This window comes from Alcanivorax sp. P2S70, assembly GCF_000475295.1.
Lineage (GTDB): Bacteria > Pseudomonadota > Gammaproteobacteria > Pseudomonadales > Alcanivoracaceae > Alcanivorax > Alcanivorax profundi.
Window position 1 is genome coordinate 1 of record NZ_AXBZ01000006.1, and the last position, 25182, is coordinate 25182.

At 59.6% G+C, this 25182-nt stretch carries 20 protein-coding genes; 14 read left to right on the top strand and 6 right to left on the bottom strand.

Features of this window, described 5'->3' with window-relative positions:
• Positions 1-92: 92 nt before the first annotated feature.
• The 4 genes from cpdA to thiC all read right to left on the bottom strand — a co-directional run bounded on the left by cpdA (position 93) and on the right by thiC (position 4079).
• A complete protein-coding gene (gene cpdA, locus Q672_RS19770; RefSeq protein WP_022984141.1) occupies positions 93-899 on the bottom strand; it encodes a 3',5'-cyclic-AMP phosphodiesterase in 807 nt (268 codons plus the stop codon).
• A gap of 213 nt (positions 900-1112) precedes the next feature.
• The gene (locus Q672_RS19775) at positions 1113-1574 is read right to left on the bottom strand and encodes a DUF1249 domain-containing protein (protein WP_022984142.1); all 462 of its coding nucleotides are present in this window, start codon (positions 1572-1574) and stop codon (positions 1113-1115) included.
• Positions 1571-2200: an NUDIX domain-containing protein gene (locus Q672_RS19780; protein WP_022984143.1), complete on the bottom strand. Its 630-nt coding sequence runs from the start codon at positions 2198-2200 to the stop codon at positions 1571-1573. Before Q672_RS19780 ends, Q672_RS19775 begins: the two co-directional genes overlap by 4 nt.
• Positions 2193-4079 carry a phosphomethylpyrimidine synthase ThiC gene (gene thiC, locus Q672_RS19785; protein ID WP_022984144.1) on the bottom strand — a complete coding sequence of 629 codons (1887 nt, stop codon included), beginning with the start codon at positions 4077-4079 and terminating at the stop codon, positions 2193-2195. The genes Q672_RS19780 and thiC overlap by 8 nt, the downstream gene beginning before the upstream one ends.
• 162 nt (positions 4080-4241) lie before the next feature.
• On the opposite strand from thiC, the gene Q672_RS19790 reads away from it, so the two are divergent.
• Positions 4242-5666 (top strand): TolC family outer membrane protein, encoded by a 1425-nt coding sequence (locus tag Q672_RS19790; RefSeq protein WP_022984145.1) that lies wholly within the window; start codon positions 4242-4244, stop codon positions 5664-5666.
• Between the two features lie 203 nt (positions 5667-5869).
• Here the strand turns inward: Q672_RS19790 and waaA are convergent, their stop codons facing one another.
• Positions 5870-7138: a lipid IV(A) 3-deoxy-D-manno-octulosonic acid transferase gene (waaA, locus tag Q672_RS19795; protein WP_031225914.1), complete on the bottom strand. Its 1269-nt coding sequence runs from the start codon at positions 7136-7138 to the stop codon at positions 5870-5872.
• Between the two features lie 90 nt (positions 7139-7228).
• Between waaA and Q672_RS19800 the strand changes: the two genes are divergently transcribed.
• The 3 genes from Q672_RS19800 to Q672_RS19810 all read left to right on the top strand — a co-directional run bounded on the left by Q672_RS19800 (position 7229) and on the right by Q672_RS19810 (position 9667).
• Positions 7229-8422, top strand: a complete 1194-nt coding sequence (locus Q672_RS19800) for an FAD-dependent oxidoreductase (protein ID WP_022984147.1) — start codon at positions 7229-7231, stop codon at positions 8420-8422.
• 103 nt (positions 8423-8525) lie between these two features.
• Positions 8526-9314, top strand: coding sequence for an aldo/keto reductase (locus Q672_RS19805; protein WP_022984148.1), 789 nt, complete (start codon positions 8526-8528; stop codon positions 9312-9314).
• Between the two features lie 20 nt (positions 9315-9334).
• Positions 9335-9667, top strand: a complete 333-nt coding sequence (locus Q672_RS19810; RefSeq protein WP_022984149.1) for a hypothetical protein — start codon at positions 9335-9337, stop codon at positions 9665-9667.
• 77 nt (positions 9668-9744) lie between these two features.
• On the opposite strand, the gene Q672_RS19815 is transcribed toward Q672_RS19810, so the two are convergent.
• The gene (locus Q672_RS19815) at positions 9745-10596 is read right to left on the bottom strand and encodes a patatin-like phospholipase family protein (protein WP_022984150.1); all 852 of its coding nucleotides are present in this window, start codon (positions 10594-10596) and stop codon (positions 9745-9747) included.
• Between the two features lie 313 nt (positions 10597-10909).
• On the opposite strand from Q672_RS19815, the gene atzF reads away from it, so the two are divergent.
• From atzF to Q672_RS19865, 10 genes are all read left to right on the top strand, one after another.
• Positions 10910-12703: an allophanate hydrolase gene (gene atzF, locus Q672_RS19820; RefSeq protein ID WP_022984151.1), complete on the top strand. Its 1794-nt coding sequence runs from the start codon at positions 10910-10912 to the stop codon at positions 12701-12703.
• A complete protein-coding gene (gene uca, locus Q672_RS19825; protein WP_022984152.1) occupies positions 12703-16326 on the top strand; it encodes an urea carboxylase in 3624 nt (1207 codons plus the stop codon). Before atzF ends, uca begins: the two co-directional genes overlap by 1 nt.
• Before the next feature lie 10 nt (positions 16327-16336).
• Positions 16337-17083: a GntR family transcriptional regulator gene (locus tag Q672_RS19830; protein WP_022984153.1), complete on the top strand. Its 747-nt coding sequence runs from the start codon at positions 16337-16339 to the stop codon at positions 17081-17083.
• Between the two features lie 79 nt (positions 17084-17162).
• Positions 17163-18461, top strand: coding sequence for an urea ABC transporter substrate-binding protein (urtA, locus tag Q672_RS19835; RefSeq protein WP_022984154.1), 1299 nt, complete (start codon positions 17163-17165; stop codon positions 18459-18461).
• 101 nt (positions 18462-18562) lie between these two features.
• Positions 18563-20266: an urea ABC transporter permease subunit UrtB gene (urtB, locus tag Q672_RS19840; RefSeq protein WP_022984155.1), complete on the top strand. Its 1704-nt coding sequence runs from the start codon at positions 18563-18565 to the stop codon at positions 20264-20266.
• Between the two features lies 1 nt (position 20267).
• The gene (urtC, locus tag Q672_RS19845) at positions 20268-21425 is read left to right on the top strand and encodes an urea ABC transporter permease subunit UrtC (protein WP_022984156.1); all 1158 of its coding nucleotides are present in this window, start codon (positions 20268-20270) and stop codon (positions 21423-21425) included.
• Positions 21422-22267 carry an urea ABC transporter ATP-binding protein UrtD gene (gene urtD, locus Q672_RS19850; protein ID WP_022984157.1) on the top strand — a complete coding sequence of 282 codons (846 nt, stop codon included), beginning with the start codon at positions 21422-21424 and terminating at the stop codon, positions 22265-22267. The genes urtC and urtD overlap by 4 nt, the downstream gene beginning before the upstream one ends.
• Positions 22268-22375: 108 nt before the next feature.
• On the top strand, positions 22376-23071 hold the full coding sequence (urtE, locus tag Q672_RS19855; RefSeq protein WP_022984158.1) for an urea ABC transporter ATP-binding subunit UrtE: 696 nt from the start codon (positions 22376-22378) through the stop codon (positions 23069-23071).
• 128 nt (positions 23072-23199) lie between these two features.
• The gene (locus Q672_RS19860) at positions 23200-24075 is read left to right on the top strand and encodes an AEC family transporter (RefSeq protein ID WP_022984159.1); all 876 of its coding nucleotides are present in this window, start codon (positions 23200-23202) and stop codon (positions 24073-24075) included.
• Positions 24076-24263: 188 nt separating this feature from the next.
• Complete coding sequence (locus Q672_RS19865) at positions 24264-25181, top strand: bile acid:sodium symporter family protein (RefSeq protein WP_022984160.1); 918 nt, start codon at positions 24264-24266, stop codon at positions 25179-25181.
• Position 25182 lies beyond the last annotated feature (1 nt).

Genomic DNA, 25182 nt, shown 5'->3' on the forward strand with positions numbered 1-25182 from the left:
CCCAGAATCTGAGCGCGGCCTCCAGCCTGGCTGTATGCACCTGCGCCACACGCGCAACTATTAACTGTTAACCATTCACTATTAACGGTCTTTCAGTAGCCCTTGACCGTGAAGTCCACTTCGAAGGTGATCCCCTCAACCCGGCTGACGCCGGTATCAATGCGACCATCGGGATGCAAATCCAGCCAGCGGTAGCCGGGATTGGTATCGTCCACCGCGAAATCTTCGCTTTTGGGCTTGAACTGGACACAGGTGCTGGGCACCGCCAGCATCCGCACACCATTGCGTTCGTTGTCGTATTCCTGGTGAACATGCCCCCAAATGATGGCGCGCACGCGGTCATGGCGGTCGATCACATCAAAGAACTGGCTGGCACTGCCGACCACCTGGGTGTCCAGCCAGGCACATTCCATCGGCACCGGATGATGGTGCAAACAGACCATCAGATGGTCCCCTTTGGCATGGGCCAGGGATTGATCCAGAAATTTCAGGTCTTCATCGAACAGTTCGCCCGGCACCTCACCAGGAATGGTGGAATCGAGCATCACGATGGTCCAGTTCCCTACCTCAAGCACACAGGGACTCATCCGTTCACGCTGGGTATCCAGAGCCTCGAGCATGGGGGCAGGTTTGTCGTGGTTACCTTCCAGCCAGTACACAGGGGCATTGAAATCAGCCAGCGCCTGATCCAACCGCTGATAGGATTCGAAAGACGCATCCTGGGAGAGATCACCCGTGGCCAGAATCAAGTCCGGGTTTGGCTGCTCAAGGCGAATCAGCTCGAGCACCTTGTCCAGACTGAACTGGGTATTGAGGCCCAACAGCTTGCCATCCGTGTCGGCAAACAAATGGCAGTCCGATAACTGCACAACTCGAAGGGGCTGCAACTGCTGCGTCAAATCCCCGCTCCCGTGACCGTGATGATTCTTCTGGTTCCCATGGTTGAGAGCGCATGCTCTCTCGGGCGTCCCCACGCCCTCCTGCGATTCCTTATAACCAAGATGATGGCACTTTTCTAGGAATCCGGTCCAAGACCCGGAATTGGTTACCATTTCTCCACAATCCACCCTTTCGGGCAGGGGCTGCATATTGCCAAACCGGCCAGTCTGTGCTCAGCGTTCGCCAGTGACCTGTTGGCGCCACTGCTGACCGCCGTCACGGCCATGATCATGGACATGACGAAGCCACTCCGCCAGAAAACGGTTCCACTGCGCTTTCTCATCACGCTGATGCATATTGCGGTTGGGGTAGGCATAACGAGCGTTGATCCGTCGGAACGGCCGGGCCTCGGTCACTTCCGCCAACCGGGCATCATGGTACAGGCGCACCGTCAGCCGGGAGGCAGGCAATACGTCCAGCAGCTCCTGATCTTCCAGGCGCACCGTGGTGGTGTAAGGAGAACGCTCAAGCACCTGCATACGCAGGGTGTGAGGGTGATGGGCATGCCCCAGATCCACACTCATCTGATCACGGTCCCCGAGGGCATTCATCAGTGGCAGCATGCGAGCATAGTTCTCCTCGCACTGACTCATCAGGGCGCGAAAATCGAGACGATAACGGTCTCGCCGCGTCACTTCGCCCCCCAGCGGGCATCCAGATCCTGGCGATTAAGCAGCAGCCACTGCAAGGCGATCAGGCTGGCGGCATTATCCACCCGCCCCGAAGTCAGCAAGGCCGGGATGGTATCCGCCGACAAGGTCAGGGCACGGATGTCCTCTCCTTCATCGGGGCAGCCAAAGATGCCTCCTGCGCCCGCCAGGTCAGCCTTGCCCACGAACACATGCAGCCGCTCATTGGTACCCCCCGGGCTCGGCATGTACTGGGCCACGGTCTCCATTTCGGCCAGGGTCAATCCCGCTTCTTCAATGGCTTCGCGACGAATCAGGTCTTCGGCACTTTCGCCGTCCTTGTCTGCAATACCGGCAATCAGTTCCAGACACCAGGGAGTATCGCGCCACTCCAGCGCCCCCACGCGAAACTGCTCCACCAACAGGATTTCGCCGCGCACCGGGTCGTAGGGCAGCACGGCTGCGGCCGGAGGCCGAATGAACAGCTCGCGGCGAACCGGCTTGCCCCAGCCCCCCTGGTAGTGACGGTGGCGCAGGGTCAGGGCATCAACGCGGAAGAACCCCTGGAAAGGCGTTTCCGTTTCCAGGATTTCCACGTCATCCTGAGTGAATGGAGGCGACAGTTCAGTCATGGGCTTTATGGTACAGGGCACTGCCCTGCTCACGAAATTCCCGGGACTTTTCTTCCATGCCGGATTCCGCCTGATCGGCCTGGGCCACCTGGGCACGGCCATCACCGTAGGTCTCACGAACTTCCTGGCTGATTTTCATGGAGCAGAACTTGGGGCCACACATGGAGCAGAAATGCGCCACCTTGTGTGCCTGCTTGGGCAGGGTTTCATCATGGAAAGCCCGCGCCCGATCCGGGTCCAGCCCCAGATTGAACTGGTCTTCCCAGCGAAACTCGAAACGCGCCTTGGAGAGCGCATTGTCACGGATCTGCGCACCGGGGTGCCCTTTCGCCAGATCCGCCGCATGGGCGGCGATCTTGTAGGCCATGATGCCTTCTTTCACGTCTTCCCGGTTGGGCAGCCCCAGATGCTCCTTGGGCGTGACATAGCAAAGCATGGCGGTGCCATACCAGCCGATCATCGCCGCGCCGATGGCACTGGAGATGTGATCGTAGCCGGGGGAAATATCCAGCGTCAGCGGGCCCAGGGTATAGAACGGGGCCTCGCCACAATGGGCCAGCTGCTCATCCATATTGGCCTTGATCATATGCATGGGCACGTGGCCCGGGCCTTCGATCATCACCTGTACATCGTGCTTCCAGGCGATCTTGGTGAGCTCACCCAGGGTCCGCAGCTCACTGAACTGGGCTTCGTCATTGGCATCGGCCAGCGACCCCGGCCGCAGGCCATCGCCCAGGCTGAAGGTCACATCGTAGGCCTTCATGATCTCGCAGATGTCTTCGAAGTGGGTGTAAAGGAAATTTTCCTTGTGATGCGCAAGACACCACTTGGCCATGATGGAGCCACCGCGAGACACGATGCCAGTGACCCGGTTGGCCGTCATCGGCACATAGCGCAGCAATACACCGGCATGAATGGTGAAATAGCTGACCCCTTGCTCGGCCTGCTCAATCAGGGTGTCGCGGAAAATCTCCCAGGTCAGGTCCTCGGCGATACCATTGACCTTTTCCAGCGCCTGGTAGATCGGCACGGTGCCGATGGGCACAGGGGAGTTGCGCAGGATCCACTCACGGGTTTCGTGAATGTTGTCCCCGGTAGACAAGTCCATCACGGTATCACCGCCCCAGCGGGTAGCCCAGGTCATCTTGGACACTTCTTCCTCGATGGAGGAGGTCACCGCCGAATTACCAATATTGGCGTTGATCTTGGTGAGGAAGTTACGGCCGATGATCATCGGCTCCAGCTCGGGGTGGTTGATATTCGCGGGAATTACCGCGCGCCCGCGGGCCACTTCATCACGAACGAACTCCGGGGTGATGCGGTCAGGAATCGCCGCCCCAAAGCTCTGGCCCGGATGCTGCTGGCAGGGCAGGCCCGAGGCCAGGTGCTCGTCCAGTCGCTGATTCTCGCGAATGGCAATGTATTCCATTTCCGGGGTAACAATGCCCTGCCGGGCATAGTGCATCTGACTGACATTCTTGCCGGCACGGGCACGCAGCGGGGTGCGGACATGCTCAAAGCGAAGACCCGCCGTTTTCAGGTCAGCCGCGCGCTTGCGACCGTACTCGCTGGTCAAGCCGCCCAGTTCCTCGGTATCATCCCTTTCCTGAATCCAATTCAGGCGAATCGGGGCCAGGCCTTTACGCACATCAATCTGCATATCGGGGTCCGTGTACGGACCGGAGGTATCATAAACGCAGATGGGTGGGTTATCCTCGAACCTTCCTTCCGCCAGTGGCGTTGGATCCTGTCGGATCTCTCGCATGGGCACCCGGATGTCCGGGCGGGAGCCGGTAACATAGATTTTTTGCGAACCGGCAATAGGCAGGCAGGATTCTTCAATAGCATTAGCGGCAATGGGGCGCTGATCGTCTGGCACGTCGGCCTCCAGAAAGTGGGGTCACAATGAGGAATGGCGGACACTATACGCCAGCGCCCATTGGCCAAACAACCGCAGACCCCGGGCCGCAGAAGCAGTACCAATTTTCTGTACCAGCCAGTACTATTATTTGTTATCAACCCACAGGAAGAGTGCACCAGAATGAAGCGCAGCTACACCCAGTCCCTCGCCCTCCTGCTGACCGCCCTGGGCGGCTCTGTTCATGCCGCCAATCTGGTGGAAGTCGCCAACGCAGCCTGGTCCTACGACGGCACCTGGCGCGCCGCCCGCATGACCTGGAACGCCGATCAGCAGTTGCTGGTGCAAGGACGTGCCGCACTCTTCCCGAATGTGTCTGCCAGCTATGGCCGATATGACAACGAACAGGAAATCGAAGACCTGCGACTGGAACAGAATTACGGCAGCGAAGTCAGCACCTTTACCCTGACCCAGCCGCTGTTCCGGGTGGATGCCTGGTACGGCTACAAAGAAGCCAAATCCAGCACCGACATTGCCCAGGCCAACTTTGAACAGGCCCGGCAGGATTTTGTCTTGCGTGTGGCTCAGGGGTATTTCGGTGTCCTGCGCGCCTGGGATAACTGGGTCTCTGCCAAGGCCGAAGAAAAGGCCATCGGACGCCAGCTGGAACAGACCCAGGAGCGTTTCGATGTGGGACTGGTGCCTGCCACCGATGTGGAAGAGGCGCAAGCCACCTATGACCTGACCCAGGTCAACCTGATTGTGGCTCGCCAGCAGTACGAAATTGCCCGCGACCAGCTGGAAACCCTGACCGGACAACAGTGGGAGACCCTGTCAGAACTTCAGGACGACTTGCCCATGGACGGCCCGCAACCCGCCGCCATGAGTGAATGGATCGACAAGGCTCAGACGGAAAACCCCGGCGTGCGCGCTGCCTTGTTCAATACCCAGCTCACCGAGAACACCGCCAAACGCCAGCTCGGCACCATGATGCCCCAGGTACAATTGGTGGCGCAGTATCAACACTCCCACCTGTCGCCCGATGAAGATCCTGCGACCACCGGCGGCGGCGGTGGTAGCGGCTCCCTGTATGACACCCAGAATCGTCAGATCGGCATTGAGGTGAGCATGCCCCTGTTCCAGGGTGGTGGCCTGAACAGCCGCCGCAAGGAAGCCTACCTGCGTGCCGATGCGGCCGACTTCCAGTACGACCAGGCGGTACGCGACATCATTCAACAGACCCGCAGCGCCTACCGCACGGTAGAAGCCGATGCCCTGCGCATCAAGGCCCGTGAGCAAGCCATCCGCTCCACCCGTTCTGCATTGGATGCCACCCAGTCCGGCTACGAGGTCGGAACACGTAACGTGGTCGACGTACTCAACGCCCAGCGCGCGTTGTTTGCCGCCGAGCGCGACTACGCCAACGCCCGCTACGATTACATCATCGACTCCCTGACGCTCAAATCCACCACCGGGGATCTGCAACAAGGTGACCTGGCCGCCGTGAACCAGTGGCTCTCCCCCAGCGAGACCCTCAACCTTTACCAACCAGACCTGGAAGGAAAGAGTGAGGAAATGATGGAAGAAAATGCAGCGAACAATGAATAGTTAAACGCGTAACGCGCAGTATTAACTGAACGCAAAGAGGCCGCGCCCAGACACAGGGCGCGGCCTCTTGCTTTGAGGAGAACCTGTCACAGGCATCTACTTGCTGTGGGAGCTTGCCTGCAAGCGATCAACCACAATCCTCACCCAAACCCTGAACGCGGCCAAACACCCTGCAGCCCCCAACCACCCCCAACCGCGCGCTGTTAACTGTTCACTGTTAACTGTTCACCGATCAACGTCAGCCCCTTCTCCAACGCACCACGATTGGCCTCAACCACTGCCGCCGCCGCCTCACCTTGCGCCCGGCACCGCGCCGCATCGTCAAGCAGTGCCAGCAGGGTCATTGCCAGTGCGCCAGCATCGTTCACCACCGAGAGTCCACCGGCCTCGTCCAGCAACTGCGAGATGGCAGTAAAGTTATGCAGGTGCGGGCCGGTGAGTACCGGTTTTTGCCAGGCCGCCGGTTCCAGCAGGTTGTGCCCGCCCACCGGCACCAGAGAGCCCCCCACAAAGGCGACATCGGCGGCGCCAAACAACATCAGCAATTCCCCCATGGTATCCGCCAGATACACCTGTGCCTGGGCCGGCGATTCAGCAGCGCTACGCCGGGCCACCGTCATCTGCTGCTGTCGCACCAGCGACGCCACATCATCAAAGCGCTCAGGGTGTCGGGGCACCAGCACCAGCAACGCATCATCATGGCGGGCCATGACATCGCGGTGGGCCGCCAGCACCTGCTCATCCTCACCGGGATGCGTACTGGCGGCGATCCACACCGGCCGCGCGCCAATGTCGGCCCGCAGCGCCGCCGCCTTTTGACGCACCGGCGCATCGAGGGTCATGTCGAACTTCACACTGCCAATGGCATGGACACGCTCCGGCCAGGCCCCCAACGCCACGTAGCGCTCGGCCTCCACCGGCGTCTGCACAGCGAGCACATCGAATTGCGCCATCATCGGCCGCACCAGTCGCGGCAGCTTGCGGTAACCGCGAAAACTGTTTTCAGACAAACGCCCGTTCATCAGCATCAGCTTTGCCCCATGACGCTTTGCTTCGGCACAAAGATTCGGCCAGAGCTCGGTTTCCAGCACCACCACCAGCTGGGGATCAAACGCCCGGAAAAAGCGCTTCAGGGCGGAAGGCACCTCCCAGGGGCAATAGACATGGGTCACCCGGTCGCCGAACAGGGCTTTCACTCGCTCCGACCCGGTTGGCGTCGTAGTGGTGACCAGTAGCGGTGTCTTCGGATGATCGGCCAGCAACCGCTCAATCAACGGCGCTGCCGCCAGGGTCTCCCCCACCGACACCGCGTGAACCCACAAAGAGCGCCGCAGGGTACCCGGCCGATAGCCCCACGCCATTCGCTCTTTCCAGCGCTGTCGATACGCTGGCGCCTTGCGCCCGCGCAGCCAGAGCCGCAGGAACAGGAAAGGCAGAAGCAAATACCAGAGAAAAGAGTAGAAGGTTCGCATAGGCAGTCTTATGTCGGACATCTGATATCGGACGTCTAACGCCCGACCCCGCTATGCTAGCATAGCCGCACTGTTCAACGAGGGTGGACCATGAGCAACACAACCCTGAAACCCGACGTACTGATTGTAGGTGGTGGCATCGCCGGGCTGTGGCTGATCAACCGGCTCAATGCGGCCGGCTATCAATGCCTGCTGCTGGAAAGCCATACCCTGGGGGGCAATCAGACACTGGCCAGCCAGGGAATTATTCACGGCGGGCTGAAATACGCCCTGGGCGGCAGCCTCTCCAGCGAATCGGAATCCATCGCCGAGATGCCTGATCGCTGGCGTGCCGCCATGGCGGGCAACGACCCGGTGGACCTGCGCAACCTTAGCGTGCTCAGCGACACCCAGCACATGTGGTCCAGCGGCTCAGTGGCATCGCGTATGACCAATTTCTTCGCCAGCAAGATGCTGCGGGGCCGTATTGAAAAACTGTCGCGGGCAAATTATCCCTCTGCACTTGCCGACAAGGCCTTCAAGGGCAACGTCTATTCGCTGGACGATCTGGTCATCAATACCGAATCCCTGATTGCGACGCTGGCCGCCCCGGTCCGCCATCGACTGCTGGCGTTTGATCCGCAGCACGACACCCTGACCTGGAACGATGCCGGCCTGGCCTGCGCCACCGTCAACGGCCTGCGAATCGAGCCGGCCATGACCGTTCTGGCTGCAGGCAATGGCAACCCGGCCCTGTTGGAGCAAGCTCACAAGGCCCATTTGCTCGAGCAGGAAGACAGCCAATTGCGGCCGCTAAAAATGGTGCTCGTCAAGCATGACCTGGGCCACCGCTTGTATGCCCACTGTGTGGGCACCAGCAACAAACCGGTACTGACCGTGACCACCCACGATTGCCCGGATGGCAAGGTGGTGTGGTACCTGGGGGGCGATCTGGCTGAGCAGGGAGTGCAGCGCACGGATGCCGAACAATTGGCCGCGGGCCAGGCAGAACTGAAAAAGCGCTTCCCCTGGCTGGATTTCAGTCAGGCGCAACTGGCCACGCTGGATGTAGTGCGTGCCGAACCGAAGCAACAGACACTGGTAAAGCCGGACAGCGCCTATGCCCGCCGCGACCAGAACCTGATCATCAGCTGGCCTACCAAACTGACCCTGGCTCCAGATCTGGGTGACAGAATCATGGCGCTGGTGGAAGAGCATGGCCTGCAACCGGGCGCACCAATGGCGCTGCCTGCAGAACTGAAACAGGCGCCCATGGGCGTGCCGTACTGGCATAGGTGTTTTTAGGATCGCCGCAGGAGCGCCGCTGGCGGCCCGAAGGGTGAGCGGAGCGAATAACCAACGCTTCTGCGACAAGGGAAAAATGCGGGTCAGACATCGGAGGAAATTTATGGCTTTCATACGCCCGCTGGGCAACACCGGTTTAACCGTAAGCGCTCTTGGCCTGGGCACGGTAAAAATTGGCCGCGACAAGGGCGTGAAATACCCCAACGGCTTCACCATCCCCGATGATCGCGCCGTCGTCGAACTGCTGGCCCAGGCACGCGATCTGGGGATCAACCTGATCGACACCGCCCCCGCCTATGGCCACAGCGAACAACGACTCGGCCAGCTCATGAGCCAGCGACAGGAATGGATCATCGTCACCAAAGTGGGCGAGGAATTTGATAACGACAGCGGTGCCAGCCATTTTGATTTTTCCCCCGAGCATGTTCGCCGCTCGGTGGAACGCAGCCTGACACGATTGAAAACCGATTATCTCGATTGTGTGCTGGTACATTCAGATGGCAATGACCTGGCCATCATCGAGCAAGGGACCCTGGATGCCCTCAACGATCTCAAAAAGGCGGGTCTGATTCGCGCCACTGGCATGTCCACCAAAACCGTGGAAGGGGGCCTCGCCACCCTGCAGCATGCCGACATCGCCATGGTCACTTACAACCTGAGCCATCAAGACGAAGTTCCGGTGATTGAGCAGGCCGCCGCCGACCTGAAAGGCATCCTGATCAAGAAAGCCTTTGCCAGTGGCCATCTGGATGACAATATTGCGGACCCGGTGCAGGAAAGCCTGAACCAGATCCTTGGCACCGCTGGTGTCAGCAGTATCATTGCCGGCACCATCAACCCAAGGCACTTGCAGGAAAATGTGGCCAAAGCGCGCCAGGCCTGCCAGCCATAACAACAACGGAATAGCCTGAAATGCGCCTTACCTTGATCTTTCTGCTGACGGCCACCAGCCTGCTTGCCAGAGCCGATGACATCCTGATTCTTCGTGACGCGCCTCAGGGTTGCGAAGAAAGGGGCGAGGTGTCGGTATCGTCCGGCAGCAAGATGCAGGGCATGCTGTTCAGCGACGAAACCATCGACAACAACGTGAAGAAAAAACTGCGCAAGGCGATTAAAAAAGCCGACGGCAACCGTGGTGTGGTAAAAGACCGCCGTGAATTCATGATGGAAAGCCAGTTCCGCGGTATCGAACACATCGAGCTCGATGCGTGGGTGTGGCACTGCGAAGAGAAAGACGCCTCGTAGTCGCCATCAACATCTCTCCAGGCCTGACAGGAACGCTTTCTTGCCTTGTCAGGCCATCCCCCCTTGTGGGCGCCGCATTAACCGCTGGATGCAGACGGTATCTCCACCCCCAGGGCCTGCAACCCGGCCCAGTGCCCCTGCTGATAGCCCTGTTCCAGTTTCCGGGCATTGGTCGTCAGACGGTTCACCGGGAAATGTTCATCCGGTGCAATCACAGTGATCCGGCAGTCCGCCGGTGGGTTGGCAATAAACGCCAGCGAGGCATTGTAAACGTCAGTGCGTTTGACCATGGCGTCGTACAGGGCAGGCATATCTTTTACCCACGGTTTGATCAGCGGCGTCAGAGCGCTGGGTTTCTTGCGATATCCCTGATGCCGGGACAGCACCACCGTAATATCCCGCGCCCCTTGCTCGTAGGCCCATTGCACCGGAATGGAATCCGCCAGACCGCCATCGGTCATGGGCTGCCCGGCCACTTCCGGAAACGCCCGATAGGCAAAGGGGATGGAACAGGACGCAGTCATGATGTCGTCCAGGTTGTCGGGGCTGGCCTGGAAATAACGGGGGGTGCCATCTTCCACCGACGTAGCCACCACCCACAGAGGCACTCGGCCCTGCCAGTGCTGCTCCAGATGCAAGGGCACCTCGAGGCGAGACTGATGCCATAACCAGTGCACATCACATAGATGCCCCCCGCTCATGAACCGCTGCCAGTTAATAAAATCGGGACGGCAAGCATGGTCGGTAATGATTCTTCGGCTGCGTCCCAGATCACCGGCAAGGTACCCGATCAGATTGGTGGAGCCGGCCGACACCCCCACTGCAAAATCGAAATCCCGATAATCCTTTTCCAGAAACGCATCCAGCACCCCCGCCGCAAAAATGCCGCGCATGGCACCACCTTCTACCACCAACGCTCGTTGTGACATCGCTTTCCTCCACTGGGGAAATCAGTGAATACCCCGTAACCACAATGGCAAAGCCGCCAACGTTGCGGAAATAGATCCTTGCTGTCCCTGCCATCGGCATTGCTGATGCCAGACGCCGGCCCACCCGGGCTGCACCGATTCAGCGCAACCGCTTCATGTTGGCGCACCCAGTATTGGCAGAGGCCACCGCCGTACTCAATCCCACCCCCATTAACTATTGTAAAAACAGACAATTACCAACGACCGCCGCATCTGGCACTCGCCTTGCACAAGAACGCATACCAACTTGTATACAAACAGGTGTGCTAACGAAATGATCGGCTGGACTCTCCAACAATGGCAGGCGGCCTACCGCAGCGGGGACCTCACCCCGGTGCAGGCCATGAAACAACTGGCGATGCATCTGCATGACAGCGAGCGCGCCCTGTGGATTCATCTGCTGGACGAGTCTTCCCTGGTTGCCCAGGCCGGCGCCCTCACCGATCCCTCCCTGCCCCTGTATGGCATTCCCTTTGCGGTGAAAGACAATATTGATGTGGCGGGCATTCCGACTACCGCAGCCTGCCCCGCGTTTGCCTACACCCCCGAAGAAGACGCCACCGTTGTGCGCCTGCTACGCGAGGCCGGCGCCATCGTGGTAGGCAAGACCAATCTGGACCAGTTCGCCACCGGCCTGGTGGGCGTCCGCTCGCCCTATGGTGAAGTCCCCAATCCGTTCAACCCGGACTATGTCAGTGGCGGCTCCAGTTCCGGCTCCGGCACAGCCGTAAGCCTGGGACTGGTACCTTTCGCCCTGGGTACCGACACCGCCGGTTCTGGCCGCGTCCCGGCATCGTTCACCAATACGGTGGGGCTAAAACCCACCCGTGGCGCCATCAGCACCAAAGGGGTTGTTCCCGCCTGCCGGACACTCGATTGCGTAAGCGTCTTTGCCCTGAATGTCGATGACGCGCAGACCATCTACGAGATTGCCGGGCAATTCGATGAACACGATGCCTACAGCCGTCCAGCTCCGGCACGGCAAGCCAGCGGATTGCCGGCGCGGCCGAAACTGGGCATTCCCAACGTCTTGCCCTGGTTCGGTGACGCGCAGGCCAAAGCCCTGTGGGAACAACAGCTGGAAAGTATTCAGGCCATAGCCGATCTGGTGCCGCTGGATACCATGGTGCTGGAAGATGCGGCAGCGCTGCTTTACCAGGGGCCGTGGGTGGCTGAACGCTTCACCGTCACAGAGTCACTGCTGCAGACTCAGCCAGACGCCGTCCTGCCTGTGATCCGCAACATCCTTGAGCCCGCCGCCGACCTGAAGGCTGCCGACAGCTTCCGGGCCCAATACCAGCTGGCCGAACTGAAACGCGAAGCCGACGCCTTGCTGTCCCAGGTAGATGCCCTGCTGCTGCCGACCACACCGGGCATCTATACCCGGGCAGCAGTCAGTGATGACCCCATTACCCTGAACAGCCAGCTTGGCACCTGGACCAATTTTGTGAATCTACTGGACCTGTGCGCGCTGGCCCTGCCCGGTGGATTCCGGGCTGACGGTCTGCCCGCCGGCGTGACTCTCGTTGGCGACGCCTGGCAGGACCATGCCCTGGCAGAATTCGGCCGCCGCTGGCAGCAACATCAGCCCTGGCAAGCCGGCGCTACCGGTCAGGCATTACCCGCCCCCGCCCACCGCGCCGCCAACAATGACGGCAGTGATTTCATTACTGTGGCAGTGGTCGGTGCCCATCTCACCGGCATGCCCCTTAACAGCCAGCTCACCGAACGCAACGCCGTGCTGCTGGAAGCCACCCATACCGCACCCCGCTACCGGCTGTATGCCCTGGCCAACACCGTGCCCCCCAAACCCGGGCTGATCCGTAACCCGAAAGACGGCGGCGACAGCATTCCCATCGAACTGTGGCAAATGCCCGTCGAACACTTCGGCAGTTTTGTCGGGCTGATACCGGCACCGCTCGGCATTGGCAGCCTGGAAACCGTCGATGGCCGCTGGGTAAAAGGCTTTATCTGTGAACCGTGGGCCATCGATGACGCCACCGACATTACCGCGCTGGGAGGCTGGAGAAACTACATTGCCAAACTGAAACAAGAGGGAGCTCTTTGATGTTGAAGAAAGTGCTGATCGCCAATCGGGGTGAAATCGCCGTACGAATTTGCCGTACCCTGAAGCAGATGGGCATTGCCTCCGTAGCCGTCTATTCCGACGCGGACCGCAACAGTCAGCACGTCAGCGCCGCCGATGAAGCGGTGGCGCTGGGCGGTCAAACCGCCGCAGAGAGCTACCTGAAAACCGACCTGATTCTGAAAGCGGCCCTCGATACTGGTGCCGATGCGATCATCCCCGGCTACGGCTTCCTGTCAGAAAATGCCGAGTTCGCCGAAGCCTGTGAAGCCAACGGCATCGCGTTCGCCGGCCCGACCCCGGCCCAGCTTCGCAACTTCGGGCTCAAGCATGAAGCCCGTGCCCTGGCAGAAAAAGCCGGAGTGCCTCTGGCCCCCGGCACCGACCTGCTGCAAAGCCTGGATGAGGCCAGACAGGCGGCCAGCGATATCGGCTACCCGGTCATGCTGAAGAGCACCGCCGGCGGCGGCGGTATCGGTCTGTCACGGTGCAACAACGAGGCCGAACTGGTCTGCGCCTATGAATCCGTGAAACGCCTTGGCGAAAGTTTTTTCTCCGATAGCGGGGTATTCATCGAGCGCTTTGTGGCCCGGGCGCGCCATGTGGAAGTACAGATTTTTGGCGACGGCGAAGGCACCGTGTTGGCGCTGGGGGAACGCGAGTGCTCCCTGCAACGGCGCAACCAGAAAGTGGTAGAAGAAACCCCCGCCCCCAATCTTCCCCAGGCCACCCGCGAAAAACTTCATGCCAGCGCCGTACGACTCGGTCAGTCCGTTAAGTATCGCTCCGCGGGCACCGTGGAATACATCTATGACGACGAGCGCGACGAATTCTATTTCCTGGAAGTGAACACCCGCTTGCAGGTGGAGCATGGCGTCACCGAATCCGTCTTCAACGTGGACCTGGTGCAGTGGATGGTGGAACTGGCGGGCGGCCAACGCCCCCCGCTAAACGAAAGCTACATCAGCCAGGGCGCCTCCATGGAAGTGCGTATCTACGCAGAAGACGCCCTGAAAGATTTCCAGCCCAGCCCCGGTGAACTGACCGAAGTCTTTTTCCCGGACAACATTCGACTGGACGGCTGGGTCGACACCGGCACCGTGGTCAGCCCGCACTACGACCCGATGATTGCCAAGGTAATCGTGCACGGTGCCGACCGCACTGATGCACTGGCTAAAATGCAGGATGCACTGGCACACACCCGACTGTCCGGTATCGCCACCAACCTGGATTACCTGCGCCAGATCCTGCGCGACGAAAACGTGATCGCCGGCAAGGTCTCCACCCGTTACCTGGAAACCTTCCACTACGCCCCGACCGCGTTCGAAATTGAGGACCCCGGCACCTACACCACGGTGCAGGATTACCCCGGCCGTGACGGCTACTGGGATATCGGCGTTCCGCCTTCCGGCCCCATGGACGATTTTGCTTTTCGGCTGGCCAACCGCATCGTCGGCAACCATCCCTCCGCAGCAGGACTGGAAGCGACCCTGTGCGGCCCCTCACTGACCTTTCATTGTGACACCGTGATTGCCCTGACCGGCGCAGACTGCGAGGCCCAACTGGACGGCCAGCCCGTTGCCCTGTGGCAGCCAATCACGGTCAACGCCGGGCAAACCCTGACCACCGGCAAGGTCACCTCTGGCTGCCGCAGCTACATCGCCATTCGCAACGGCATTGATGTACCCGATTATCTCGGCAGCAAATCCACCTTTGTCCTGGGTCAGTTTGGCGGCCACGGAGGACGCACCCTGCGCAAGGGAGACGTCCTCTCCATCTGCCAACCTCGGCTCGCAGGTTGCCCCACCCCGGCGCCAGTGGCCGAGCCTCACGGTGCGGAAGTCTCACTGATTCCGGACTACCCGCAGCAGTGGGACATCAAGGTACTCTACGGCCCCCACGGTGCCCCCGACTTTTTTACCCAAGACGCCATCGACGAGTTCTTTGCTGCAGACTGGCAGGTGCACTACAACTCCAATCGCCTCGGCATTCGCCTGGTCGGCCCCAAGCCCAGCTGGACCCGGACTGACGGTGGTGAGGCCGGGCTGCATCCCTCCAATGTCCACGACAACGAATACGCCATCGGCTCCATTAACTTCACCGGGGATTTCCCCGTCATTCTTACCAAGGATGGCCCCAGCCTCGGCGGGTTTGTCTGTCCGGTCACCATTGCCAAGGCCGAACTGTGGAAAGTGGGCCAGCTGAAACCCGGCGACAGCATTCGCTTTTCGCCCATCAGCTTTGCCGAAGCCAGAGCCATGGAGGAAGCCCAGGATGCCTCCATCGACAACCTTGGCTGCATCCCGGTGATTCATCCCCAGGTGAGCTCCGAAGACCATGCCTTTACCTCGCACACCATGCTGGCGGAACAAGACGCCGACGGGGATGCGCCTCGCATTGTCTATCGGCAAGCCGGCGACAAGTACATCCTGATCGAATACGGCGACAACGTGCTCGATCTGGCCCTGCGCATGCGTGTCCACGCCCTGATGGAAAACCTCAAGGCGACACCGGTGTCAGGCATCCTGGAATTGTCCCCGGGGGTGCGCAGCCTGCAGGTGCATTACGACTCCCGCCTGATCACCCAGAGAGACCTGGTCAACACCTTGCTGGAGCGGGAAAACCGCCTCGGCAGCATGGATGACATGGTGGTCACCTCGCGGGTGTTGCACCTGCCCATGGCATTCGAAGACAGCGCCACCCTGGATGCGGTGACCCGCTATCAGGAAACCATTCGCAGCGAAGCGCCCTGGCTGCCCAACAATGTGGAATTCATTCGTCGTATCAACGGTCTCGATTCCATCGATCAGGTTCGCGACACCCTGTTCAACGCCAGCTATCTGGTGATGGGGCTGGGCGACGTGTATCTGGGCGCCCCCTGTGCCGTGCCCATTGATCCACGCCATCGTCTGATGACCTCCAAGTACAACCCGGCACGCACCTACACCGCCGAAGGCACCGTGGGCATCGGCGGGGTGTACATGTGCATCTACGGCATGGACTCCCCGGGTGGTTACCAGCTGGTGGGCCGCACCCTGCCGATCTGGAACAAACACCTGAAAAATCCGCAATTCGCCAACGACGAACCCTGGCTGCTCAAGTTCTTTGATCAGGTCCGTTATTACCCGGTCAGCGAAGCGCAACTCGACGAAATGCGAGACGCTTTCCGCCATGGGCATCTGCAGATCGACATCACCGAAGAACCCTTCAGTCTTGCCGAACATCGCCAGTTCCTCGCCGACAATGCCGACAGCATTGCCCGCTTCACCGAGCAACGGGATGCCGCCTACCGTGAGGAAGTGGCGCGCTGGCAGAACGAAGACGCCGCCATCGCCTCCGCCATGCTCGGTAGCAAAACGGACATTGGCGAAGTCAACGGGCACCTGATCAGCGCGGAAATCAGCGGCAATGTCTGGAAGCTGCTGGTGGACGAAGGAGCCCAGGTCACCGAAGGGCAACCGGTGGTGGTGGTGGAAGCGATGAAGATGGAATTCGAAATCCTCGCCAATGCCAGCGGCAAGGTTACCGGCCTGCATTGCCAGCCCGGCGCCATCATCAATGCCGGCGATCCAGTACTGGTGATCGATACCGGGGCGGTTGCCTGAGGAGGCCATGATGAACGCACGCACCGCCCGTAAAAGCGAAAACCTGGCTGAGCGCATCTACCTGCAACTCAAGCAGGACATTTTTGATTTTCGCCTGATGCCCGGCGACCGGTTCAGTGAAAACGAAGTTGCTGAGCGGATGGGCGCCTCCCGCACCCCGGTGCGTGAAGCCCTGTTCCGGCTGCAACGGGAATCCTACGTGGATGTGTTGTACCGCAGCGGCTGGCAGGTCAAACCCTTCGACTTCAAATACTTCGAAGAGCTCTATGACGTGCGCACCATTCTTGAATGCGCAGCGGTGCGCAAACTCTGCGAGCAACAGGAACAGAACACCCTCGATGAACTGGTCAACCTGTGGTGCGTGGACCCGGCCGACCGGCTCGATCACGGCCCCACCGTCAGCGGCATGGACGAGCGTTTTCATGAACAACTGGTGGAAGCCGCAGGTAACCAGGAAATGGCGCGCATTCACCAGGATCTGACCGAGCGGCTACGCATTATCCGGCGGCTGGATTTCACCAAGCCACCACGCGTGGAAGCCACCTATGAAGAACATGCGGCAGTGCTGTATGCGATCCTGCACCGCCGGGTGGAGCAAGCGCAGATGCTACTGCGTGCCCACATCGAAGAATCCCGAAACGAAGTACGAAAAATCACCGTGCACATGCTGCACGAGGCCAATGCACGCAGTCAGTTGCAGGCGGTCGACAACAACAGCGTACCTCGGGGGGATACCACCATCGCTCATGACGAGTGAAGGTTGCTTTGCTTGGATCGACTCGGTCCGGGGACTACAGGAAATGGATAAACCAACTTCAAACGCAAGGGGAAACACCATGAGTTTTTCACAATCCATGAAAAAACTGGCCGCCGGCGTTATCGCCTCCTCGGCCATTGTCTACAGCGGCGCGGTGATGGCTGCCGACACCATCAAGGTCGGGGTGCTTCACTCCCTGTCCGGCACCATGGCGATCAGTGAATCCACATTGAAAGACACCGTTCTGATGATGATCGAAGAGCAGAACAAGAAAGGTGGTGTGATGGGCAAGAAGCTGGAGCCCGTAGTGGTTGACCCGGCTTCCAACTGGCCGCTGTTCGCGGAAAAGACCCGCGAGCTGATCACCAAGGAAGGCGTGGATGTGATCTTCGGTTGCTGGACCTCGGTGTCCCGTAAATCGGTCCTGCCGGTGGTCGAAGAACTGAACGGTCTGCTGTTCTACCCGGTTCAGTATGAAGGCGAAGAATCCTCCAAGAATGTGTTCTACACCGGTGCAGCGCCGAACCAGCAGGCCATCCCGGCAGTGGACTACCTGATCAATGATCTGGGCGTGAAACGCTTCGTGCTGGCTGGTACCGACTACGTTTACCCGCGTACCACCAACAAGATCCTTGAAGCCTACCTGAAGGCCAAAGGGGTTGCCGCCGACGACATCATGATCAACTACACCCCGTTCGGTCATTCCGACTGGCAGTCCATCGTCAGCGACATCAAGAGCTTCGGCAGCCAGGGCAAGAAAACCGCGGTGGTTTCCACCATCAACGGTGACGCCAACGTGCCGTTCTACAAAGAGCTGGGCAACCAGGGGGTTAGCGCAGAAGACATCCCGGTAGTGGCCTTCTCCGTGGGTGAAGAAGAGCTGTCCGGCATCGACACTGGCCCGCTGGTAGGTCACCTGGCCGCCTGGAACTACTTCCAGAGCGTTTACAACGACAGCAACGAGAAGTTCATCGAGCAGTGGCATGCCTTCACTGGCGACGACAAGCGCGTCACCAACGATCCCATGGAAGCGACCTACATTGGTTTCAACATGTGGGTGAAAGCAGTAGAGAAAGCCAAGTCCACCGATACCGACAAAGTGGCTGACGCCATGATCGGCATCGAGACCCCGAACCTGACCGGCGGCATGGCCGTGATGAACGCCAACCACCATTTGTCCAAGCCGGTACTGATCGGTGAAATCCAGGATGACGGTCAGTTCGCTGTGGTCTGGGAAACCGACGGTCTGGTGAAAGGTGATGCCTGGTCTGACTACCTGCCGGGCTCCAAGGACCTGATCTCCGACTGGACCGCACCGGTCAAGTGCGGCAACTACAACACCAAAACCAAGAGCTGTGGCGGCGCAGCTGCCGAGTAACACCACAAAAGAAAACGGCACCGGGGTTACTCCCGGTGCCGCTTTATAAAAAAGTACGCTTTTTATTTAACGCAAATCTGACGCTCTGTAAGGAGGCCGTCATGGGTTACCGTTTCAGCCAAACGCTGGTCGCCATGCTTGTCATGTTGTTGACCTGTGTGAGCTGGGCAGAACAGGCGCTGCAAGACACAACAGTGCCACCCCAGACCGAACAAGGCCTGAACTCAGGCACCGACATGATGGACGCCGACGAGCCGAACCGCGTCGTCGCGCCACCCACCATCAACGAGATTCTCGATCAGTTGACCAGCCGCAGCTTCGACGATAAAGAAGCGGCCATCCGTCAGCTGGCCAACCAGAACAATCCGCGAGTCATTCCACTGCTGAATGCACTGATGAACCGGGAGCTGGTCCACAACCGCAAGGACGACACCATCGCCCTGGGGGAAAAACAGGACGGCCAGTGGGAACTGCGCGACCCGACGACCGAAGAGGTAGTGGGGCACGTGGACAGCCGGGCGGCGCGCCCGGTGGTAATCAACAATCGCCTGCGTACCGTGATCAACAACCAGCTGGCCCTGTCCGGTCTGAACGACCCGGACAGTGATGTTCGCTATCAGGCCGCTGGCCAGCTGATCGGCAATGATGACCCGGAGATGCTCACTGCCCTTGGTGAGCGCCGGGAGCAGGAATCCAGCCAGCGGGTACTCGATCAAATTGAGACCGCTCTCAACATTGCCGCCCTGCAAAGCGACGACCTGACCGCACGCCTGAATGCCATCGATGCCCTGTCCGGGAACCTGCATCCAGAAGTGAAGAACAGTCTCAACAGCCGCCTGAGCGTTACCGACAACGCCTCAGAAACCCGCGCACTGGAACAGGCCCTGAAAAAGATCGATGCCCGCATCAGCACGTTCCAGACCGCTGACACGGTGTTCTTCGGCCTGAGCCTCGGCTCGGTACTCCTGCTGGCTGCCATCGGCCTGGCCATCACCTTCGGGGTGATGGGCGTGATTAACATGGCCCACGGCGAACTGATCATGCTCGGCGCCTACACCACCTACGTGGTGCAGCAACTGCTGCCCAACAGCCACGAATGGTCACTGTTGATTGCCATCCCGGCAGCATTTCTGGTCTCTGCGTTGACAGGGATTCTGATCGAACGCTTTGTCATCCGTTTCCTTTACGGCCGCCCGCTGGAAACCCTGCTGGCGACCTTTGGTGTCAGCCTGATCCTGCAACAGGCCGTGCGGGTGATTTTCTCGCCTCTCAACCGCACCGTGATTACCCCGGAATGGATGAGTGGCGCACTGGAAATCAACCCGGTGTTCTCGCTGACTTACAACCGTCTTTACATCATCTTCTTTGCCCTGGCCGTCTTCCTGGCGCTGCTGACGCTGCTCAAGCGCACCCGTCTGGGCCTGCAGGTGCGTGCCGTCAGCCAGAACCGCACCACGGCGCGGGCACTGGGTATCCGCAGCGAGCGGGTCAACGCCCTCACCTTTGGTCTGGGCTCCGGCATCGCCGGGGTGGCCGGGGTCGCCCTGGCCCAGCTCACCAATGTGGGGCCCAACCTGGGTCAGAGCTACATCATCGATTCGTTCATGGTGGTGGTGTTTGGTGGTGTCGGCAATCTGTGGGGCACCCTCACCGCCGCCTTTGGACTCGGTATCGCCAACAAGCTGCTGGAACCCATGGCCGGTGCCGTACTGGCAAAAATCATTGTGCTGATCTTCATCATCCTGTTTATCCAGCGCAAACCCCGCGGACTCTTCCCGCAACGTGGCCGGGCAGCGGAGGAATAACATGAGAGACTCAACGTTCAAAGGTGCACTCAGTGATCGCACCGCCCGCACCTTCATGGGTGTGCTGTTTGGCGCCACCCTGCTGGTGACCCTGCTCAACCAGATCTTCCCACCGGATTCGGCACTGCATGTGAGTGCCTACACGGTCACGCTGCTTGGCAAGTACCTGTGCTATGCCCTGCTGGCCCTGGCGCTGGATCTGGTGTGGGGTTACTGCGGCATTCTCAGCCTGGGGCATGGCGCCTTCTTTGCGCTGGGAGGCTACGCCATGGGCATGTACCTGATGCGCCAGATTGGCGACCGTGGCGTGTATGGCAACCCGGAGTTGCCAGACTTCATGGTATTCCTCAACTGGCAGGAGTTACCCTGGTACTGGCACGGGTTCGACCAGTTCTGGTTTGCAGCCCTGATGATTCTGCTGGTCCCCGGGCTGCTGGCTTTCGTGTTCGGCTGGCTGGCCTTCCGCTCGCGGGTCACCGGTGTCTACCTGTCGATCATCACCCAGGCACTGACCTACGCCCTGATGCTCGCGTTCTTCCGTAACGAGCTCGGGTTTGGTGGCAACAACGGTCTCACCGACTTCAAGGATCTGCTCGGCTTTTCACTACAGTCAGACGCCACCCGCGTTGGCCTGTTGATAGCCACCGCTGTAGCCCTGGCCAGCGCCTTTGTGCTGTGCCGCTGGATTACCGGCAGCAAGCTTGGTCGCGTTGTTCTGGCCGTGCGTGATGCCGAATCCCGCGCACGTTTTGTCGGCTACCGTACCGAACACTACAAACTCTGGGTGTTCACGGTCAGCGCCATTCTGGCCGGCCTTGCCGGTGCGCTGTATGTCCCCCAGGTCGGCATCATCAACCCCGGCGAATTCTCACCGCTCAATTCCATTGAGCTGGTGGTATGGGTTGCCGTGGGTGGTCGCGCCACGCTGTATGGCGCAGTGATCGGTGCCATTCTGGTGAACTACGGCAAGACCGTCTTCACCGGCGTCATGCCTGAAGCCTGGCTGTTCGCCCTCGGTGGCTTGTTCGTGGCGGTGACCGTGTTCCTGCCCCAGGGTATTGTCGGCCTGGTGAGCCAGCACTGGGAGCGTCTGCGAAAACGTTTTGTTAAAACCGGCGACAGTGATGACACGCCAGCGGCACAAGGAGAACACTCATGAGTGCACTGGACAATCTGCGGGAAACCTTTCGCCGCGATCAGGTGTTCGACTTCATGCGCCAGGGTACCCGCGCAGTGGCACCGGGCCAGCTGGATTCCGGGGCCGGCAAAAACATTCTGTATCTGGAAGATATCACTGTCAGCTTTGATGGCTTCAAGGCGCTCAATGACCTGACGATGTACATCAAGACCGGCGAACTGCGTTGTATTATCGGCCCGAACGGCGCCGGCAAGTCCACCATGATGGATGTGATCACCGGCAAGACCCGGCCCGACAGCGGCACCTGCTTCTTTGGCCAGACCCTGGACCTGACCCGGCTCAGCGAAACCGAAATCGCCACCGCCGGCATCGGTCGCAAGTTCCAGAAACCCACCGTGTTCCCGGAGCACACCGCGTTTGAAAATCTGGAACTGGCCATGAACGATGCCAAGGGCACCTGGCACTCCCTGTTCACCCGCATGAGCGGTGAGCAGAAAAGCTGGATCGAGGAAACCCTGGCTCAGGTCGGCCTGCTGGACGACCGCCACAAGGTGGCCGGCCTGCTGTCCCATGGCCAGAAGCAGTGGCTGGAAATCGGCATGGTGCTGATGCAGAAACCCCAATTGCTACTGGTCGATGAGCCCATTGCCGGCATGACCCGCCAGGAAGTGGAGCGCACCGGGGAGCTGCTGCAAAGCCTGGCAGGCAAACATTCCGTGGTGGTGGTCGAACACGACATGGAATTCATCCGCTCCATCGCCAGCACCGTTACCGTGTTGCATCAGGGCAGCGTACTGGCAGAGGGCACCATGGATCAGGTACAGAACGATCCGAAGGTGATTGAAGTTTATCTGGGTGAATAAATTCAGCTTCAAGCCATGAGCTTCCAGCTGCGAGACAACCATTCATTCATCTTGGTTTTCCTGTTGGCTAAAAGCTCATAGCTCGTCGCTTTTTACGGAGTAAAAACCGTGCTGAAATTGAACAACGTCAACCAATACTACGGCGAATCCCATACCCTCTGGGATCTGGACCTTGGCCTCACCCAGGGCGAGTGCCTGTGTGTGATGGGCCGTAACGGGGTGGGCAAGACCACGCTACTGAAAACCATCATGGGCTTGTTGCCGGTGAAAAGCGGCAGCATTGAATTTGATGGTGAAGACTTCGCCCGTCTGGCAGCCGAAGAGCGCGCCCGAGCCGGGATCGGTTATGTTCCTCAGGGGCGGGAAATTTTTCCATTGCTGACGGTGGAAGAGAACCTGGAAACCGGACTGCAGGCACGCCCGGATCGCAGCAAGAAAATCCCTGACCGGATTTATGAACTGTTCCCGGTGCTGCATGAAATGCGTAACCGTCGTGGCGGAGACCTGTCTGGCGGCCAGCAACAACAGCTGGCTATCGGCAGAGCGCTGGCCCTGGATCCGAAACTGCTGATCCTGGATGAACCTACCGAGGGGATCCAGCCCAACATCGTCGACATGATTGGTCGGGTCATCAAGACGCTCAACAAGGAAGAAGGTCTTACCGTGCTGCTGGTCGAGCAGAAACTGCACTTTGCCCGCGCCACCGCCGATCGCTTTGCCATTCTTGACCGCGGCAGCAAAGTTGCAGAGGGCGAGATGAAAGAACTGGACGATACCCTGATCAAGAATTATCTGACCGTCTGAGGGCACCAGTAAACCGTAAGGTGGATAGCGAAACACCTGAAACCTGTCCGCCGGTGGTTCAGGGATAGACATAGGCGTGATCCGCTTTCACACTGCGCAGTCCCTGTCTTGTCTGTGGATTGCTGACCATGCTGGCCACGCTCTGGTCGATTATTGCCCCTGTGCTGTTTTGTGCCGCGCTGGGCTACCTGTGGGCCCGGGCGGGCAAACCCTTTGATACCCGCATGGTGACCTCACTGGTCACCACGGTCACGACCCCCTGCCTGATTGTCGCCACACTGGGAAAAACGGACCTGGACATGGCGGCGCTCACCGAAGTCGGCGGGCTGGCGTTACTGGTGCTGGCGCTGACACTGGCGCTGTCCGCTCTGGCCATTCGCCTGAGCGGGCAATCCTTCCGGGTCTTCCTTCCCTCTCTGACGTTTGCCAATACGGGCAACATGGGCATTCCCCTTTGCATGCTGGCATTTGGTGAGGCGGGGCTGGCCTTGTCGCTGGCCTGGATGATGCTCTATTCGGTAGCGCACTTTTCCCTCGGACTTGCCATCGTCAGCGGCCAGGGCCTATCCGTAAAACTGTTCCACCACCCGATTCTTGTCTCGGTGTTCCTTGCCGTGGCCATGGTGGGCTTCGAGCTGACATTACCGCAGTGGCTGTACAACACCGTCTCACTGATCGGTGACCTGACCATCTCGTTAATGCTGATCACACTGGGGGTCTCGTTATCGCAACTGAAAGTACACCATGCAGGCAAAGGCGCCGCATTTGCCGCACTGCGCTTGTTGATCGGGTTTGCTGTCGGGTTCGCGGTGGCGGAAGCGCTGGCTCTGGAAGGGGCTCTTCGCGGGGTGGTGCTGATCGAGTCCACCATGCCTGTGGCTGTGTTCAACTACCTGCTGGCCAAGGCCTACCAACGGGGTGCCGAAGAAGTGGCCGCCATGGTGGTATTCTCCACATTGATGGCATTTTTGATGTTACCGTTTTTGCTGACGTTGGCGTTGTAGAGCAAGCTTCACGCGACAAGGCGCGGCCAGACATGGTGTGGTTTTGACGCGCCGTGCCCGCGCCCCACATTAAAACCCAGGCAGGGCATTGCAAAACGCCCTGAATCCGACCGTCTTGCAACTTGAAGCTTGTAACTTGAAACACTCAACACCTGGATCCAAAGCAAATAACGAGGGCCTGCACCACCATGATCCCGCGACTCACCCAACTCTTCCCCCTTTGGGCATTAGTGTTTTCCCTGCTGGCCTGGTGGCAACCGCAGTGGCTGGTCGCAGGCAAGCCGGCCATTGTCCCCCTGCTAATGCTGATCATGTTCGGCATGGGACTGACGTTACGCTGGGATGATTTTCGGCAGGTCTTTAAACGCCCCGGCGTAATTGCCCTTGGAGTCGCACTGCAATACAGCCTGATGCCCTTGCTGGCCTGGACAATAGGGCGAGCCTTGCAGCTCCCCCAGGAATTGCTGATCGGACTGGTGGTGGTCGGAGCCTGTCCTGGCGGCACCGCCTCCAATGTGATCGCTTATCTGGCGCGGGCGAATGTGGCGTTATCCGTTTCCATCACCCTGGTATCCACCCTGATTGCCGTGATTGCCACCCCCTTGCTCACCTGGTGCTATTTGGGTGAGCGCATTCCGGTGCCAGTGGAAGGAATGCTGGTGTCACTGCTCCAGATCGTGGTCATCCCGGTGGTCGCAGGCAGCGCCCTCAATACGTTTTTTCCACGCCAACTGGCTACCGCAAGAGAGCTCTTTCCGCTGCTCTCCGTCATCGCCATCGTGGTGGTCATCGGCATCATCGTGGCATTGAACCAGTCGCGGATGGCCGAGGCCGGCATCGCCGTCTTTGTTGCCGTCGCCTTGCACAATGCCCTGGGGCTGGCGGGGGGCTATGGCATCGCCCGCCTGCTTCGTCAGGACAAGGTCACTGCCCGTACCCTGGCCATCGAAGTGGGTATGCAGAACTCCGGTCTCGGCGTGGCATTGGCCGTCAAACACTTCACGCCACTGGCCGCCTTACCCGGCGCGTTGTTCAGTGTCTGGCACAACCTGTCAGGCTCATTGCTGGCAGCGTTATGGCGCAAGCAAGTGAACAGTGAACAGTGAA

Coding starts and splice junctions, on each gene's coding strand:
- Q672_RS19780 (WP_022984143.1), bottom strand. CDS start 2,200: ATGACTGAACTGTCGCCTCCATTCACTCAGGATGACGTGGAAATCCTG.
- Q672_RS19790 (WP_022984145.1), top strand. CDS start 4,242: ATGAAGCGCAGCTACACCCAGTCCCTCGCCCTCCTGCTGACCGCCCTG.
- waaA (WP_031225914.1), bottom strand. CDS start 7,138: ATGCGAACCTTCTACTCTTTTCTCTGGTATTTGCTTCTGCCTTTCCTG.
- Q672_RS19800 (WP_022984147.1), top strand. CDS start 7,229: ATGAGCAACACAACCCTGAAACCCGACGTACTGATTGTAGGTGGTGGC.
- Q672_RS19805 (WP_022984148.1), top strand. CDS start 8,526: ATGGCTTTCATACGCCCGCTGGGCAACACCGGTTTAACCGTAAGCGCT.
- Q672_RS19810 (WP_022984149.1), top strand. CDS start 9,335: ATGCGCCTTACCTTGATCTTTCTGCTGACGGCCACCAGCCTGCTTGCC.
- Q672_RS19815 (WP_022984150.1), bottom strand. CDS start 10,596: ATGTCACAACGAGCGTTGGTGGTAGAAGGTGGTGCCATGCGCGGCATT.
- atzF (WP_022984151.1), top strand. CDS start 10,910: ATGATCGGCTGGACTCTCCAACAATGGCAGGCGGCCTACCGCAGCGGG.
- uca (WP_022984152.1), top strand. CDS start 12,703: ATGTTGAAGAAAGTGCTGATCGCCAATCGGGGTGAAATCGCCGTACGA.
- Q672_RS19830 (WP_022984153.1), top strand. CDS start 16,337: ATGAACGCACGCACCGCCCGTAAAAGCGAAAACCTGGCTGAGCGCATC.
- urtA (WP_022984154.1), top strand. CDS start 17,163: ATGAGTTTTTCACAATCCATGAAAAAACTGGCCGCCGGCGTTATCGCC.
- urtB (WP_022984155.1), top strand. CDS start 18,563: ATGGGTTACCGTTTCAGCCAAACGCTGGTCGCCATGCTTGTCATGTTG.
- urtC (WP_022984156.1), top strand. CDS start 20,268: ATGAGAGACTCAACGTTCAAAGGTGCACTCAGTGATCGCACCGCCCGC.
- urtD (WP_022984157.1), top strand. CDS start 21,422: ATGAGTGCACTGGACAATCTGCGGGAAACCTTTCGCCGCGATCAGGTG.
- Q672_RS19860 (WP_022984159.1), top strand. CDS start 23,200: ATGCTGGCCACGCTCTGGTCGATTATTGCCCCTGTGCTGTTTTGTGCC.
- Q672_RS19865 (WP_022984160.1), top strand. CDS start 24,264: ATGATCCCGCGACTCACCCAACTCTTCCCCCTTTGGGCATTAGTGTTT.